Origin of the sequence: Rhodoferax mekongensis (assembly GCF_032191775.1) — a bacterium.
GTDB lineage: Bacteria > Pseudomonadota > Gammaproteobacteria > Burkholderiales > Burkholderiaceae_C > Allorhodoferax > Allorhodoferax mekongensis.
Window position 1 is genome coordinate 981,416 of record NZ_CP132507.1, and the last position, 15,236, is coordinate 996,651.

A 15,236-nucleotide genomic window follows, 5' to 3' on the forward strand; every position below is an offset into this window, starting at 1 on the left:
CAGCGAGCGTGCAAACACTGCACTTGGGCCACAAAAAGAACATGCATTGGGCCCTCATGGGTGTTGATTCCAGCGTCAAACTGAGCCAGATTCCAATCGAATATTGAGCCACCTGGTTTAAAGGTATTTTTGGCTACTCGATTGTGGATAAGTCTACATCTGGCGCGTCTCCTTTCTGTGTTTTTGCCTTGCCGCCTTTGCGTGCTGGCTTAGCCTGCGCACTGGAGTTCTTCAACCTCCAGCTGTCATTGCCGGTCTCCACGATATGGCAGTGATGGGTCAGCCGGTCCAATAGCGCGGTGGTCATCTTGGCGTCCCCAAACACGTTGGCCCATTCCGAGAAGCTCAGGTTGGTAGTGATCACCACGCTGGTTCGTTCGTAGAGCTTGGACAGCAGATGGAACAGCAGAGCACCACCGGACTGGGTGAACGGCAGGTAACCCATCTCATCCAGGATCACCATGTCCACATACATCAGTCGGTAGGCCAGTTGTCCTGACTTCCCCTGCGTCTTCTCCAGTTCCAGGGCGTTGACCAACTCGACCGTAGAGAAGAACCGCACCCGTTTGCCATGGTTGCGAATTGCTGCAACCCCAAGACTGGTAGCCAGATGCGTCTTGCCAGTGCCTGGCCCGCCAATCAGAACAACGTTATGAGCCGACTCTAAGAATTTCATTTGGTGCAGATCGCGAACCAAAGCCTCATCAACATTAGCCTGGCTGAAGTCGAACCCAGCAAGGTCACGGTGTGATTGGAATCTCGCCACCCGCATTTGGTAGGCCATGGAGCGCACCTCACGCTGTGCAGATTCCGCCTTGAGCACCTGGTGTAGCACTGTTTCATGGTCCAACGTCTTGATGCGTGCGGTACCCAGCACCTCCGGCCACGCGCTGGCCATGCCATGCAGGCTTAAGGACTTCAGAGCGGCAACGATGTCATTGGACATGGCGGGCCTCCTGGGTGCGCAGACTGTCGTAGCGCGATACGTTGGCCAGTGGCGGAGTCTGCAATGTCAGCGGCGTATCAATTTGAAGCACTGCCAACGGGCGTGCGCCATCCTTGAGCCGGGCCAGCGTGTTGATGACATGTTCGGCGCTCGCACGTCCTCCTTCCAGCGCAATCTCGATGGCCACCAGAACAGTGTCCAGGCCATGCATAGGGATGGCACTGAGCACCTGCGCCATCACGCGGTCCCCTCCCGCGTTCTTAAGTAACTGCCGTTGCAACTCCTGAAGTGGCTCGGGCATGGTCTTGAAGGGGGCGCCGTTGCGCAGGGCACCGGGCTTGCGCTCTATCAGGCTGATGTAGTGGCGCCAGTCATAGAAGGTCTGATCACGCTCAAAGCTGCGAACCAGATCAACCACTTCGCCGTGGCTGTCCACCACGCGAAGGAATTCTGGATACGCCCGCAGACTCACTACCGTGTTCACCCATTCACAAGGCACGCTGTAGCGGTTGCGCTGGAAGTGGATTAGCGCCGTGGAGGTGACCCGCAAAGGTTGCTCCACATAGCCGTCAAATGCCTTGGGCAAGGCCATCAAACGGCTACGCTCATCCTGCATGACATCGGCCACCGTGAGCTCCGGCCAGTCCGGGTGGCTCAGTTCTGCCCAACTGTCCTGACAGGCCTGCAGCAACCAGTCATTGAGCTCGGCAAGACTGGTCCAGCGCTTCTCGGCCGCTTCCCGCCAGATGTGCCGACGCCGGTCCTGGACATTCTTCTCCACGCGCCCCTTCTCCCAGCCCGCTGCGCGGTTGCAGAACTCGGCCTCAAACAGGTAGTGCCCTGTCATCGATTCAAACCGGGCATTGACGCTGCGCTCCTTGCCTTTACCCACCTTGTCCACGGCCGTTCGCATGTTGTCGTAGATGCCACGCTTGGGCACACCGCCAAACACTTCAAAGGCTTTGTTGTGTGCGTCAAACAGCATCTCGTGCGACTGGGTGAAGTAAGCCACCAACACGAACGCCCGACTTGCCGCCAACTTGGTGTGCGCCACTTCCAGACGTTTGCGCAAGCCCCCAATTACTACGTATTCGCAGCTCCAGTCAAACTGGAATGCCTCGCCGAGTTCAAAGCTCAGCGGCACAAACCCCGCATTGCGCGGGACGTTGGCCTGCTCTTGCCGCCAGTTGCTGCAAAAACCATAAACCAGATTCTTGCTGCCGGTAAAACCCATGGCACGGATCGCCTCAAAGTAAGCCCGCACACTACGGCGCTCATGTTTGCCACGGTAACTGTCGGCTTTGAGCCAATTGGCCAATTGCTCTCGATACGGATCCAGCAGGCTTGGCACAGCTGCGCGCTGTGGGTAGCGCGGCTCCACCATCTGTGATTCATTCAACCACTTGGCTGCGGTGTTCCTGGAGATACGCAGCCGTCTGGCCGCTTCGCGCACGGATACGTTCTCACGTAACACCATACGTCTGAGTTTGCTGAGGGTTCCCACGTCTATCACTCCTATGTACCCCTGCTTAAAAATGAAGCAAGGATTGTGGATAACGTGGCTCAGTTTTCGACTAGAATTCGCCTCAAAGTGGCCCAGTGTTCAGTTGGAATCAACAGGCAGGAAGTCCGAAATCGGTTTGAACCCCGTACCAAACCTGGGAAAGTGCCTTCCAACCCAATGGCACAGTGACTTCCACAACGAGGGCGCGCACCAACCCCAATTCATTGATCAAGCAATCCCCATTACGACCTGCGACCAGGAAAAGTCGTGAATATTCTTGCTGTAGTCGCGATGTAATCGTTGTGCTAGCTAAGTTCATGCGCCGATGTTAAGGCCCAGGAGTGCCGACGGCCTGAAATGCAAGCTGCACATACAGTGGGATACCGATCACCAAGTTGAGCGGTAAAGTGATCCCCAGTGACATTCCGAAATACAGCGCCGGATTCGCTTCAGGCATCGAATGTTTCAACACTGCTGGTACGGCAATGTACGAGGCGCTCGCGGCAAGCACCATTAAAAGCGCCAAGTCCCCAGCCGCCAGACCAAAGACATATCCCAAACCCAAGGCAAGACCGGCATGTAGCAAAGGGGCAACCACCGCGTAGGCGTAGATCCATGGTGTCTGTCCTTTCAACTTGGGAAGGTTGCGGGCCGCACTGAGTCCCATGTCGAGGAGGAAAAACGCCAGCATCCCCTTGAACAGGCTGCCCGTAAAGGGTTCCATAGCCAGCTTGCCATCCTGCCCTGTCATGAAGCCGATGGCCATGGAACCCAGCAAGAGAAACTGCGCACCGTCGGTCAGCGCCTCATGCAGGACACTTTTCAAACTACCTTGTGCAGGCGCATTTGGTGACGCATTGGCCACGACAGGCTGGCGCTTACGGAGCTGAGCTGCGATTGCGATGGCAATAATGATTGCAGGTGACTCCATCAACGCCATGGCTGCGGCCATGTGGCCACCAAACGCGTAACCGCGGGACTCCATGTACTGAACAGCGGTGATGAAGGTCACTGCACTCACGGACCCGTAAGTCGCAGCAACCGCGGCGGCGTCAAACGGTGCCAACAGCTTGCGCATGACCAAGTATCCGATTCCGGGGATCAAGACTGCCAGTAAGAGCGCGAGTGCCAAAGCCATGGCCACATCCGCGGTAAACCCCGATTTAGCCAACGCAAAACCACCTTTCAGACCTAAAGCCATGAGGAGGTACAGCGCCAGAAAGCGCGAAATTTGAGCGGGGACTTCCAGATTCGATTTGAGAAAACCGGCGAGAACGCCCAGAAGGAAGAAAAGGATAGCGGGGTCTAGAAGTGCTTGCATGTGAGAGTCCTGGAGGATGTAGCGATCCTAAAAACAAGAACTCATAAAGTAAAATCAAAATTACCGCATTGCACCATAGGTGTATATCTATGAACGTCACTTTCAAGCAACTGCGAACCTTTCTCGCCTTAGCCGAGCAAGAGAGCATTACTGCCGCCTCTCGTGCATTGCACGTCACGCAGCCCACCGTCTCCATGCAGCTCAAGGAGATAACCGACAGTGTCGGCATGCCCTTGTACGAGGTAACGGGCAAAAAACTGCAGTTAACCGAGGCCGGCCGCGACCTCGAGGCCACCGCACGGGCCATGCTCCATGAATGGGACCTGTTCGAACAAGGCATTGCCGCAAGGCGTGGGCTGACTGCGGGTCGTCTTCGGCTGGCCGTGGTGAGCACCGCCAAATACTTCACGCCCCGTTTGTTGGGAGATTTCTGTCGCATGCATCCAGAGGTGGAGATATCGCTGGAAGTACTGAATCGCGACGGCGTGGTGCAGCGCTTACGCGAGAACGTGGATGACCTCTACATCATGTCCAAGCCACCCGCCGACATTGATGCCGTCGCCCACGCATTTCTGGCCAATCCCCTCGTGTTGATTGCACCACTGGCCCATCCAATGGCGCTGACAAAAAACATTGCATTGGAAGACTTGCAGGCCGAGCGCTTCGTACTGCGCGAAAAAGGGTCCGGCACTCGCCTCAATACCGATGCCCACTTTGCGTCACACCATTTCATTCCGCGTATCCGCTTGGAAATGGGAAGCAACGAGGCCCTTAAGCAAGCGGTCGCAGGGGGGCTGGGCCTATCGGTGGTTTCACGGCACGCGTTGGGTCCGGACATCGCAGGCCAAGGACTCGCCGTACTGGAAGTGAAAGGCTTTCCCATCGTTTCCAACTGGTACACAGTGCATTTGCAGGGCAAGCGCCTGTCACCCTTGGCAGAGGCCTTCATGGGCTACCTGGAGCGCTTCGCTGTGGCGGGGTGATCGCGCAGGGCCACGACCTACAATCCAGCCCTTTTGCGCGCACATTCAGCATGGACATTATCGTCAACGAAGAGCTCAAGGCTTACATCGACCCACTTACCCCTGAAGAGCATGCTGCGTTGGAGCGAAGCATCCTGAATGAGGGGTGCCGGGACGCCCTCGTGCTATGGGGTGATGTGCTGGTGGATGGCCACAACCGCTATGGCATCTGCCGCAAGCACGGCCTGCCATTCAACACCGTGCAGAGTGCCTTGTTCAAATCCATGGATGACGTGCACCTTTGGATGATCGACCAGCATCTGGGGCGCCGAAGTGTGTCTGACTTTCAGCGCGGTGTTCTGGCTTTGCGCAAACGCGAAATTCTGGCGGCGCGCCAACAGCTGGCCCTCGTAGACGCCTTGTCGGCAGAACCTGCCCCACAGGCGACAAGCGAAAGCACGGTCACCTCAACTCCAATCACCGACGCACCGGTTGCACCCGCCTTCAAAAGTCGGGAAGACCTTGCCAAGGCCGCACGCCTGAGCAGCAGCCAGGTGGTGATGATTGAAAAAATCCAGAAGCAAGCGGCTCCAGAGCTGGTGGCCGCCGTGAAATCAGGTGTCATCTCCATCAATGCAGCCGCTGCAGTGGCTACTTTGCCCGCAGAAGAGCAGGTCGCAGCAGCGAGCGCCGGCAAAGAGGAGCTCAAGCTTGCTGCCAAGCGCGTGCGGGACGCCAAGCGTGCAGCCCGTGAAGCGATGGCTGAACATAGTGTGCCGGCCTTCGCACCTGACGACGCTGCCACAGAGGGAATAGACCCCTTAGCCACCGTCGCAGCACTTCAACAGCGAGTAGCGGCACTGGAAGCAGAGAACGCGGAACTGCGCCAGCAGCTGCAAGCCTTGAGAAATCCGTGACTGGAGTGGCGAGTTCGATAACCCTCGGGGCCACATTGATGTAGCACGGAGTGGGCGGATATTGCAAAATGGAATAACTAAGAGTGCATATCCGCAGTTGCAATAGCAGTTGCAAAGGGCGATAGTCGCACGCAGTGTGATTCGAAAAACCGTTCAGGAGACAAACATGAACAAACGCCACTTCCTCCGCGCAACCGCATTGGCCTCGTTGGCAATCGCCGGTTCCACTGTCTTTGCCCAAGACAATATTTTCAAAATCGGCTTGATCCTGCCCATGACCGGACAGCAGGCCACCACAGGTCGCCAGATTGAGGCAGCCGCCAAGCTCTACATGGCCCAAAACGGTGACACCGTTGCCGGCAAGAAAATCCAGCTCATCATCAAGGACGACACCAGCATCCCTGACGTGACCAAGCGCATGGCGCAAGAGCTGATCGTCAATGACAAGGTCAATGTATTGGCCGGCTTCGGTATCACCCCCTCCGCGCTGGCAACAGCGCCTCTGGCCACCCAGTCCAAGACCCCTCAGGTGGTGATGGCTGCTGCCACTTCCAGTATTACAGAAGCGTCGCCCTATATCGTGCGCACCAGCTTCACGCTGCCGCAAGCTGCAGTCGCCATTGCTGACTGGGCTCCCAAAAACGGCATCAAGAAAGTTGTGACCCTGGTGTCTGACTACGGTCCCGGCCTCGATGCAGAGAAGTTCTTCAAGGATCGCCTGACCTTCAATGGCGGCACCATCGTCGACAGCCTGCGCGTGCCCATGCGCAACCCTGATTTCGCCCCCTTCCTGCAAAAAGTGCGCGACCTGAAGCCCGATGCATTGTTTGTGTTCGTGCCCTCCGGCGCAGGCGCAGCGGTGATGAAGCAGTTCTTGGAGCGCGGCATGGACAAGGCCGGCATCAAGCTCATCGGCCCCGGCGACATTACCGATGACGACCAGTTGAACGACATGGGCGATGGCGCCTTGGGTGTGGTCACTTCGCACCACTACTCGGCAGCCCACCCCTCCGCCGTCAACAAGAAGTTTGTCGAAGCCTTCAAAAAGGCCAACAACAACTTGCGTCCCAACTTCATGGCGGTGGGTGGCTACGACGGTATGCGCGTGATCTACGAAGCGCTCAAGGCTACCAAGGGCCAGGGCGGTGGTGATGCCTTGTTGGCAGCCATGAAGGGCCAGATTTTCGAGAGCCCCCGCGGCCCGATCTTCATCGACGCCCAGACCCGCGACATCGTGCAGAACATCTATTTGCGCAAAGTGGAGAAGAAAGACGGCCAGTTGTACAACGTGGAATTTGATGTGATCAAAGACGTCAAAGACCCAGGCAAAGCCCGTTAATCGACTTATCTGACCGCTGACGACCGGCGGCAGTCTGCAGGCAAAAAAGCGATGGCAACCCCCTCGCTTTTTTGTTGCCCGGACTCCGCCGATTTCCAGCAAGAACGACCCGGACACCACCTTTATGTTGACCATCCTCTTTGACGGCATTGCTTACGGCATGTTGTTGTTCATCCTCGCGGTCGGCCTCGCCGTCACCATGGGCTTGATGAACTTCGTCAACCTCGCACACGGCGCCTTCGCCATGGTTGGCGGCTACGTCACTGTGCTGTTGATGCAGCGCCTGAATGTGCCTTTTCTTGTCTGCCTGCCCATTGCATTTCTAACGTCGGCTGTGCTGGGTGCCATCCTGGAGCGCACCCTGTATCGCCCCTTGTACAAGCGGCCGCACCTGGACCAGGTGATGTTCTCCATCGGCTTGACCTTCATGGCGGTGGCCGCGGTGGACTACTTTGTGGGCTCCACCCAGCAGATCGTGCAGCTGCCTGAATGGCTCAAAGGACGCACCGAAATCGGTGAGGGTGCCTGGATGCTGGGCATGGGCCACTACCGCCTGTTCAACATCGCCGTGTGTGCCGCACTGACCATTGCCCTGCAGCACATCCTGACCAAAACCCGCTTCGGCAGCCGCCTGCGCGCATCGGTGGACGACCAACGGGTGGCCGCCGGTTTGGGCATCAATGTGAATGTGGTGTTTCTGGCTACCTTTGCGGTGGGCTCCGGCCTTGCCGGTCTGGGCGGCGCGCTGGGCGCCGACGTGCTGGGCATGGATCCCACCTTCCCGCTCAAGTTCATGATTTACTTCTTGATCGTGGTGGCCGTGGGCGGTACCTCCAGCATTACCGGGCCACTCTTGGCAGCATTGCTCTTGGGCATTGCTGACGTCGCAGGCAAGTACTACATCCCCAAACTCGGCGCCTTCATTGTGTACAGCCTGATGATCATCATCCTGGTCTGGCGCCCGCAAGGCCTCTTTGTGCGCAAAGGTGGCAAGGCATGAACACCCCGGACTCTTCTTCCATGAACAACACCAATATCCTGATGCGTGCCGGCCGCTGGCGCTGGTGGGAGCTGCTGCTCTGGGCAGTGGCCCTGTCATTGCCCTGGGTCATGAACACCCACGCACTCATCATCAACGAGATTGCCATCGTTGCCCTGTTTGCCCTGTCCCTGGACATCATCCTCGGGTACACCGGCATTGTGTCGCTGGGCCATGCGGCCTTCTTCGGCATGGGCGCCTATACCGCAGCCTTGTTCTCCAAGCACATCAACCCCGACCCCTTGTTCGGTCTGGCAGTGGCCATGGTCGTATCCACGGTGCTGGGCGCCATTTGCAGTGTGACCGTGCAGCGCGGTACCGACCTGACCCGCCTCATGGTGACCATGGGCGTGGGCCTGATCCTGATGGAACTCGCCAACAAGCTCGACTGGCTCACCGGCGGTGCCGACGGCCTGCAGGGCGTGATGATGGGCCCCTTGCTCGGCCGCTTCGAGTTCGACCTGTACGGCAGCACGGCGGCCACCTATTCCATCGTGGTGTTGTTCATCATGTTTGTGTTGGCACGCCGCTTTGTGAACTCGCCTTTCGGCAGCACGCTCAAGGCCATTCACGACAACCGCTTGCGCGCCATGGCCATCGGCATTCCAGTGGCCAGCCGCATCGCAGTGGCCTACACGGTAGCTGCAGGTGCTGCCGGCATGGCCGGGGCGCTGCTGGCGCAGACCACCGGCTTTGCCTCGCTCGACGTGTTCGAGTTCCACCGCTCAGCAGACTTGGTGCTACTGCTGGTGATCGGCGGCGTGGGCTGGTTGTATGGCGGCGTCATCGGTGCCATCGTGTTCAAGGTGTTGCAGGACGCTATCTCCAGCATCACCCCGCAGTACTGGACCTTCTGGATCGGCCTTTTCCTCGTGGTGCTCATGCTGGTGGGCCGCGAGCGTGTGGTGCGCCCCTGGACCTGGTTCGGCACATCGTCCTCCAAGAAGAAGGAAGGTGCTGCATGAGCGCCACCTCTACTCCCATGAATTCCAACACCGTACTCAGCGCGCAAGGGCTGGTGATGAAGTTTGGCGGCATCACCGCCACCAACAACGTCACGCTTAACCTGCAAAAAGGTGCGCGCCATGCACTCATCGGCCCCAACGGCGCCGGCAAAACCACACTCATCAACCTGTTGACCGGCGTGCTCCAGCCTACGGAAGGCCGCATCGTCCTCGAAGGGGAAGACATCACGCATTTGGCACCGCACCAGCGTGTGCGCCGCGGCATGGTGCGTACCTTTCAGATCAACCAACTGTTTGACAGCATGAGCCCGATGCAAACCCTGGCCATGGTGGTCAGCCAGCACCAGGGCCTGGGCGGCAAGTGGTGGCAGCCGCTGGGCGCCCAGCGCAGTGTGCTGGAGCGGTGCGAGCAACTGCTCGAGCAGTTCCACCTCAGCAGCGTCATGCACCAGGAAACCCGGGTGCTGGCTTACGGCAAGCGCCGCCTGCTGGAGATTGCGATTGCGCTGGCCTGCGAGCCGCGCGTGCTCTTGCTCGACGAACCGGTGGCCGGTGTGCCTGCCGGCGAGCGCGAAGAGCTGCTGCAAACCGTGGCAGCCCTGCCGGCGGATGTGTCCATCCTTTTGATTGAACATGACATGGATCTGGTCTTCAGCTTTGCAAACCGCATGACGGTGCTCGTCAACGGCACCATGCTCACCGAGGGCAACCCCGAAGAAATTGCCAATGACCCGCAGGTCAAGGCGGTGTACCTCGGCCACGCCGAAGGCGAAGGAGCGAGCGACGCCGGGCCGCCCCAAGACGCGAAAGCCCCCTCGGGGGGCAGCGGAGCACACGGAGTGGCGAGCTTGGGGGCGGGAGGTCATCATGAGTGAGCTGCTCAAAGTAGAAAACCTGTCTGCCGGTTACGGTGAGGCTGTGGTGTTGCACGGCGTGTCAGTGTCTATCAACGAAGGCGAAACGCTGGCGCTGCTGGGTCGCAATGGCACCGGCAAAACCACGTTCATGAACACCCTGGCCGGCGCCACCCGGCAGCACGCCGGCACCATGCGCTTAGGGGGCGCCGACTTGCACAAAATGCCCCAGCACGAGCGGGCGGCCGCCGGTATCGGCTGGGTGCCGCAAGAGCGCAACATCTTCAAGTCGCTCACGGTGGATGAAAACCTCACCGCGGTGGCGCGCCCGGCCCGCGCCGGCCGCAAGGCCGCGATGTGGACCCCCGAGCGCGTGTACGAGCTATTTCCCCGTCTGGCCGAGCGCAAGACCAACCTGGGCACCCAGCTCTCCGGTGGCGAGCAGCAAATGCTGGCCGTGGGCCGCGCGCTGGTGCTGAACCCCACGCTTCTGCTGCTGGATGAGCCTTGTGAAGGCTTGGCGCCCATCATCGTGCAGGAGTTGTTGCGTGCCATCCGCCGTATCACCCGCGAAGAGGGCCTCTCTGCCATCATCGTGGAGCAGCACCCGCAAGCCATTCTGGCCATCAGCGACACCGCTGCGGTACTGGACCGCGGCACCGTAGTCCACAGTGGCACCGCCCAAGGACTGCGCGAGCAGCCTGAGCTGCTCGACAGGCTGCTGGGCGTGGCCCGATAGCTGGTAATTTGCTATCAAAACAAGAGCTGCTCGCGCATATTCCATAAGCGCCAGTAGCTCTTTTTACTTTAAAGGAGACAAGCATGAACCGTTTCACACGCCGCAGCGCAATGGCTGCTATCGCTGCGTCTGCGCTGACCGCAGCAATCCCCGCTCTTGCCGACACCTTCCCGAGCAAGCCCATCCGCATCGTGGTGCCCTTCGGCGCCGGTGGTGTGGCCGACCTGACGGCCCGCACTGTGGCGCAAAAGCTCTCGGAGTCGCTGGGGCAGCCGGTCATTATCGATAACAAGCCGGGCGCCGGTGGTGTGGGCGCGGGCGAGGCGGTGGCCAAGGCGGAGCCCGATGGCCATACGCTGCTGTTGATGTCCAATGGCACTGCAGTGAGTGCCGGCCTCTTCAAGAGCCTGCCATTCGACGCGCAGCACGACTTCGCGCCCATCTCCACGCTGGGTTACTTTGACTTGGCCGTGCTCGCATCGGCCAATGCACCTTACAAAAATCTGGGCGAGCTCATGGCCTATGCCAAGGCCAACCCCGGCAAGCTCAATGTGGGCACCATCAACATCGGTAGCACCCAGCACCTTGCGGCCGAGTTGTTCAAGTCGCGCACCGGGCTGGACTTCTTGATCGTGCCCTTCAACGGCACACCCGCCCTCACCACGGCCCTGCGCGGTGGGCAGGTAGATGTGGCTATCGAAATCCTCGGGCCCATGATGGGTCAGGTCAACTCCAAGGCGGTGCGCCCGCTGGCCATTCTGGGGGACGAGCGCGCTGCGCAGGTGCCCGATGTGCCCACCGTCATGCAAAGTGGCGTGGCCAATTTCGATGTGTCGTCCTGGAACGCGCTGGCAGCGCCTGCCAAAACACCCAAGGACGTGATTGCGCGGCTGAACAAGGAAGTACAAGCCGCCTTAGCCCACCCCGACGTGAAGAAAAAGCTGTTTGAACTCAACGTGCAAGCCAAGGGCTCCTCACCCGAGAAATTAGGCGAGCTGTTGGGCAGCGAGATCAAGCGCTGGAGCGAAGTCATTTCCAAAGCCGGTGTGCCGCGTTTGTGAAAGTTGCTATGGTTTCAGGAGCTGCTCGCGCATGTTGCGTGGGCGCTAGCAGCCAATTACTTAAAAATTCAAGGGTGGAAGATGAATCTGTCAGCGAGCCGGCTCGGGCTGGTGGGGTATGGCGAAGTCGGGCGCATTTTCAGTGCCGGCCTGTTACCGCACTTTCAAAGCGTCAGCGCATGGGACATCCAATTTCATGACGCTGCGGGTGCGGCCACCACGGGCGGCGTGCTGCAAGCGACCTCCATGCAAGCGCTGTGCGATGCAAGCGATTGGGTGATCAGCGCGGTGACCGCGTCCAACACCCTGTCGGTGGCGCAAGCTGCAGCCCCGCACCTTCGCGCGGGCATGGTGTTTCTGGACCTCAACTCCGCCTCTCCCGGCACCAAGCAGCAAGCCGCTGCACTGGTGCAGGCCACCGGTGCGCACTATGTGGAAGCCGGCGTCATGACCTCGGTGCCGCCCTATGGCATCCGCGTGCCCATGTTGCTGGGTGGCCCGCAGGCCGCCAGCTTGGCCGCCGCTTTGCAGGCGCTGGGCATGGATGCCAAGGCCGTGTCGGCCGACATCGGTGTGGCCTCGGCCATCAAAATGTGCCGCAGCGTCATGATCAAGGGGCTGGAGGCCCTGGTCATCGAAAGCTACACCACCGCGCGTGCCTACGGGGTGGAGGCCCATGTCCTGCCCACATTGGCCGAAACCTTTCCGAGCATCGATTGGGAGAAGCAGGGCTCCTACTTCTTCAGCCGCGTCGCCCAGCACGGCCAGCGGCGCGCCGAAGAAATGCGCGAATCCGCCCGCACCGTGGGCGAGGCCGGCTTTGCGCCCACCATGGCCGGCGCCATTGCCGACAAACAGCAGTGGGTGGCTGACCAGGCCCGCACCGGCGCCTTTGCAAACGTCGCCCCCAACGCCATTTGGCAGGATTACGCTGACGCGCTCCTCGCCCGCCGCACCACTGACTGACAGGTACTGATGCTTGATATCCTGGCCATCACCGGCCCCATTTACCTGTGCATTGCCATGGGTTACCTCTGCACCCGTACGGGTGTGTTCAGCAAACCGGATTTGCGGATACTGGGCAAATTCGTGCTCAACCTGGCCTTGCCTGCGCTGCTGTTCAATGCCATTGCCCAGCGCCCCCTGCGGGATGTGATGCACATGGATTACCTGCTGGCCTATGGCCTGGGCTCAGGGGTCATGCTACTGTGCAGCTACCTGTGGGCCCGTTATATGAACCGCAGCACCGGCAGCTACCGCGCCTTCTTTGCCATGGGCACCGCCTGCTCCAACAGCGGCTACATGGGCTACCCCGTGGCCCAACTGGTGCTGGGCAGCATTGCGCCGGTAGCGCTGGCGCTCAACATGCTGTTTGAAAACCTCATCAAGCTGCCCGTGCTGCTCACCCTGGCCGACAACGCCGATGCCGGCGCGCACCGCACCTGGGGCACCGTGCTGCGGGACATCGCCCGGGGCTGGGTGCGCACGCCCATGCTGGTGGTGATTCCGTTGGCACTGCTGGTGTCCGTCATGGGCTGGGCTCTACCCGGCCCATTGGCGCGCACCATCACGCTGTTCTCGCAGGCGACTACCGGCCTTGCGCTGTTTGTCATTGGCGGGGCTCTCGTTGGTTTGCAGCTCAAGGGCAAGCGCCGGTTAGTGGGGCAGATCACCCTCGGCAAGCTGGTGCTGCACCCGCTGTGCGTGTTTCTCGCGTTTACCTTTGTGGTGCCGATTGCTGACCCGCAGCTGCGCACCGCAGCTTTGCTGTTTGCCGCCATGCCCATGCTGGGCGTCTACCCTATCCTCGCGCTGAAGTACGGCCATGAAGAAGTGAGCGCAGCCACATTGCTGGCCGCGACGGTGGGCTCGTTCTTCACGTTGAATGTGCTGTTGTGGGTGTTGAAGCACTATCCGCTCTGAGGCGCATGGATGCCATGGTGCCAGTGCAGTCAGGCACTACGGGGAGGGCGTCGGCGTCAGTGATGCCGGTGTAATGCGCTCAGCGAACCCCGCTAAGCCCTTCGCCGCCCACCGCCTTCGTGACGGGGCAGTTGACCACGATGTCGGTGAGGTCTAGGCGGACCTGTCCGGCGTCTTCCGCAGCCAGCAGTTCTTCCTCTGATGTCAGTACACGCGCCGTGTGAGGTGCGCGCCATGTGACCAGCACGAGTCGCCAGAGCGGGCTGTAGGCATTGTCCGCATTGAGCGCGCCGATAGGTAGTGGCGCTGACTGAAAAATGCTGATCTGCTCGTTCCCACTGAACTTGTAAACGCGTTCCAACAGGGACTGCGGCGCGCCTATGGCATGGCGCAAGCGGGGGACGTAGTTCACGCCCAGGGCGCTTGCCATGGTGGCGTCAGAGATATCGGTGGTCACATATTCCACCTGCCGGCCATCCACCCAGGCACGGCTCACGGGCAACACCGTTTCGCTGCGCTGCCCTGTGAGGTGTGCGCAGCCAGAAACCAGCATCGCCAAAAGAAGGAGCGCGCTTCTGCGGTGCACGTGAGTGTCCTCAGTCCGCCTTCACCCGCCCGCCACTGATCACCGGCTTCCAGCGGGCAATTTCGGCTGCAATCAGTTTGCCGAAGTTGGCAGGGGTGTCCGGCGTGGCGATGGCGCCTTCTGTGTTCAGACGGGTTTTGAGTTCGGGCGAGTTCAACGCCAGATTGATCTGGGTATTGAGCTTGGCCACCACCTCGGCGGGCGTGCCGGCCGGAGCCACCACGCCATACCACTGGTCAGCTTCGAAGTCTTTGTAGCCCGTTTCCGCCACGGTGGGCAGGTCCGGCAATGCGTCCAGGCGTTTGGGGCTGGAGACGGCCAGCGCACGCAGTTGCCCGGCCTTGACCTGGTTAATGACGGCCGGTGCGCCGGTAAACAACACCTGAATCTGGCCGCCCACCAGGTCGGTGACCGCAGGGGCCGTGCCGCGGTAGGGGATGTGCAGCAGCGAGCTGCCGGTTTGCAGTTTGAAGTACTCTGTCGCCAGGTTGGCCGCGCTGCCGTTGCCGCCGGAGCCGTAGTTCAGCTGGCCGGGCTTGGACTTGGCCAATGCCACCAGTTCTTTCACGCTCTTGGCCGGCACGCTGGGGTGCACCACCAAGACGTTGGGCACGCGCGCCACCCAGGATACAGGCGCAAAGCTCTTGATGGGGTCGTAGGGCAGGTTGGGGTACAGCGAAGGGTTGACCGCCAGCGTGCCGATGTGGCCCATGAGCAGGGTGTAGCCGTCGGCCGGGGCTTTGGCCACGCGGTCGGCACCAATCGAGCCACCTGCACCGGGCACGTTGTCGATGACCACCGGCTGGCCCCAGGCTTCGTTGAGCTTCTGGCCGATGGCGCGCGCCAGGATGTCAGTGGACCCGCCGGGTGTGAAAGGCACGACCAGCCGGATGGGTTTGGCAGGGTAGGTGCCGGCAGTCTGTGCCACTGCAGATTGCGATAGAAACAGGCCGCTAGCGCCCGTCAAGATTGCGCAAGCAGCTATGAATTTGGTAGCGATCCGGGTCATGGGTGTCTCCTCTGAATAGTTGTGCCGGCAGTGTGGGGGCAGTGCCGGTTGCATAGCAAGCAGTGCACGGA

The 15,236-nt window shown here is 60.2% G+C and carries 15 protein-coding genes; 10 read left to right on the plus strand and 5 right to left on the minus strand.

Going from position 1 to position 15,236, the window contains the following annotated elements:
* Positions 1-133: 133 nt before the first annotated feature.
* The 3 genes from istB to RAN89_RS04710 all read right to left on the minus strand — a co-directional run bounded on the left by istB (position 134) and on the right by RAN89_RS04710 (position 3,771).
* Positions 134-946 carry an IS21-like element helper ATPase IstB gene (istB, locus tag RAN89_RS04700; protein ID WP_313868472.1) on the minus strand — a complete coding sequence of 271 codons (813 nt, stop codon included), beginning with the start codon at positions 944-946 and terminating at the stop codon, positions 134-136.
* Positions 936-2,450 (minus strand): IS21 family transposase, encoded by a 1,515-nt coding sequence (gene istA / locus RAN89_RS04705; protein ID WP_313868473.1) that lies wholly within the window; start codon positions 2,448-2,450, stop codon positions 936-938. Before istA ends, istB begins: the two co-directional genes overlap by 11 nt.
* A gap of 328 nt (positions 2,451-2,778) precedes the next feature.
* Positions 2,779-3,771 carry a sodium-dependent bicarbonate transport family permease gene (locus tag RAN89_RS04710; RefSeq protein WP_313868474.1) on the minus strand — a complete coding sequence of 331 codons (993 nt, stop codon included), beginning with the start codon at positions 3,769-3,771 and terminating at the stop codon, positions 2,779-2,781.
* Between the two features lie 89 nt (positions 3,772-3,860).
* Between RAN89_RS04710 and RAN89_RS04715 the strand changes: the two genes are divergently transcribed.
* The 10 genes from RAN89_RS04715 (at position 3,861) to RAN89_RS04760 (ending at position 13,570) form a co-directional block, all read left to right on the plus strand.
* Complete coding sequence (locus tag RAN89_RS04715; protein WP_313868475.1) at positions 3,861-4,754, plus strand: LysR family transcriptional regulator; 894 nt, start codon at positions 3,861-3,863, stop codon at positions 4,752-4,754.
* A 50-nt stretch (positions 4,755-4,804) separates the two neighbouring features.
* A complete protein-coding gene (locus tag RAN89_RS04720; RefSeq protein WP_313868476.1) occupies positions 4,805-5,650 on the plus strand; it encodes a ParB N-terminal domain-containing protein in 846 nt (281 codons plus the stop codon).
* Between the two features lie 166 nt (positions 5,651-5,816).
* Positions 5,817-6,989: an ABC transporter substrate-binding protein gene (locus tag RAN89_RS04725; RefSeq protein WP_313868477.1), complete on the plus strand. Its 1,173-nt coding sequence runs from the start codon at positions 5,817-5,819 to the stop codon at positions 6,987-6,989.
* Positions 6,990-7,113: 124 nt separating this feature from the next.
* The gene (locus RAN89_RS04730; RefSeq protein ID WP_313868478.1) at positions 7,114-7,989 is read left to right on the plus strand and encodes a branched-chain amino acid ABC transporter permease; all 876 of its coding nucleotides are present in this window, start codon (positions 7,114-7,116) and stop codon (positions 7,987-7,989) included.
* Positions 7,986-8,993 carry a branched-chain amino acid ABC transporter permease gene (locus tag RAN89_RS04735; RefSeq protein ID WP_313868479.1) on the plus strand — a complete coding sequence of 336 codons (1,008 nt, stop codon included), beginning with the start codon at positions 7,986-7,988 and terminating at the stop codon, positions 8,991-8,993. Before RAN89_RS04730 ends, RAN89_RS04735 begins: the two co-directional genes overlap by 4 nt.
* Positions 8,990-9,868 (plus strand): ABC transporter ATP-binding protein, encoded by an 879-nt coding sequence (locus RAN89_RS04740; RefSeq protein WP_313868480.1) that lies wholly within the window; start codon positions 8,990-8,992, stop codon positions 9,866-9,868. Before RAN89_RS04735 ends, RAN89_RS04740 begins: the two co-directional genes overlap by 4 nt.
* A complete protein-coding gene (locus tag RAN89_RS04745; protein WP_313868481.1) occupies positions 9,861-10,586 on the plus strand; it encodes an ABC transporter ATP-binding protein in 726 nt (241 codons plus the stop codon). The genes RAN89_RS04740 and RAN89_RS04745 overlap by 8 nt, the downstream gene beginning before the upstream one ends.
* A gap of 83 nt (positions 10,587-10,669) precedes the next feature.
* Complete coding sequence (locus RAN89_RS04750; protein WP_313868482.1) at positions 10,670-11,647, plus strand: Bug family tripartite tricarboxylate transporter substrate binding protein; 978 nt, start codon at positions 10,670-10,672, stop codon at positions 11,645-11,647.
* A gap of 81 nt (positions 11,648-11,728) precedes the next feature.
* Positions 11,729-12,613 (plus strand): DUF1932 domain-containing protein, encoded by an 885-nt coding sequence (locus RAN89_RS04755; RefSeq protein WP_428984478.1) that lies wholly within the window; start codon positions 11,729-11,731, stop codon positions 12,611-12,613.
* Positions 12,614-12,622: 9 nt separating this feature from the next.
* Complete coding sequence (locus RAN89_RS04760) at positions 12,623-13,570, plus strand: AEC family transporter (RefSeq protein WP_313868483.1); 948 nt, start codon at positions 12,623-12,625, stop codon at positions 13,568-13,570.
* A 79-nt stretch (positions 13,571-13,649) separates the two neighbouring features.
* On the opposite strand, the gene RAN89_RS04765 is transcribed toward RAN89_RS04760, so the two are convergent.
* Both RAN89_RS04765 and RAN89_RS04770 read right to left on the minus strand, forming a co-directional pair.
* Positions 13,650-14,156: a DUF7482 domain-containing protein gene (locus tag RAN89_RS04765; RefSeq protein WP_313868484.1), complete on the minus strand. Its 507-nt coding sequence runs from the start codon at positions 14,154-14,156 to the stop codon at positions 13,650-13,652.
* A 10-nt stretch (positions 14,157-14,166) separates the two neighbouring features.
* On the minus strand, positions 14,167-15,165 hold the full coding sequence (locus tag RAN89_RS04770) for a Bug family tripartite tricarboxylate transporter substrate binding protein (protein ID WP_313868485.1): 999 nt from the start codon (positions 15,163-15,165) through the stop codon (positions 14,167-14,169).
* Between the last annotated feature and the right edge of the window lie 71 nt (positions 15,166-15,236).

Coding starts and splice junctions, on each gene's coding strand:
- istB (WP_313868472.1), bottom strand. CDS start 946: ATGTCCAATGACATCGTTGCCGCTCTGAAGTCCTTAAGCCTGCATGGC.
- RAN89_RS04710 (WP_313868474.1), bottom strand. CDS start 3,771: ATGCAAGCACTTCTAGACCCCGCTATCCTTTTCTTCCTTCTGGGCGTT.
- RAN89_RS04715 (WP_313868475.1), top strand. CDS start 3,861: ATGAACGTCACTTTCAAGCAACTGCGAACCTTTCTCGCCTTAGCCGAG.
- RAN89_RS04720 (WP_313868476.1), top strand. CDS start 4,805: ATGGACATTATCGTCAACGAAGAGCTCAAGGCTTACATCGACCCACTT.
- RAN89_RS04725 (WP_313868477.1), top strand. CDS start 5,817: ATGAACAAACGCCACTTCCTCCGCGCAACCGCATTGGCCTCGTTGGCA.
- RAN89_RS04730 (WP_313868478.1), top strand. CDS start 7,114: ATGTTGACCATCCTCTTTGACGGCATTGCTTACGGCATGTTGTTGTTC.
- RAN89_RS04735 (WP_313868479.1), top strand. CDS start 7,986: ATGAACACCCCGGACTCTTCTTCCATGAACAACACCAATATCCTGATG.
- RAN89_RS04740 (WP_313868480.1), top strand. CDS start 8,990: ATGAGCGCCACCTCTACTCCCATGAATTCCAACACCGTACTCAGCGCG.
- RAN89_RS04745 (WP_313868481.1), top strand. CDS start 9,861: ATGAGTGAGCTGCTCAAAGTAGAAAACCTGTCTGCCGGTTACGGTGAG.
- RAN89_RS04750 (WP_313868482.1), top strand. CDS start 10,670: ATGAACCGTTTCACACGCCGCAGCGCAATGGCTGCTATCGCTGCGTCT.
- RAN89_RS04755 (WP_428984478.1), top strand. CDS start 11,729: ATGAATCTGTCAGCGAGCCGGCTCGGGCTGGTGGGGTATGGCGAAGTC.
- RAN89_RS04760 (WP_313868483.1), top strand. CDS start 12,623: ATGCTTGATATCCTGGCCATCACCGGCCCCATTTACCTGTGCATTGCC.
- RAN89_RS04770 (WP_313868485.1), bottom strand. CDS start 15,165: ATGACCCGGATCGCTACCAAATTCATAGCTGCTTGCGCAATCTTGACG.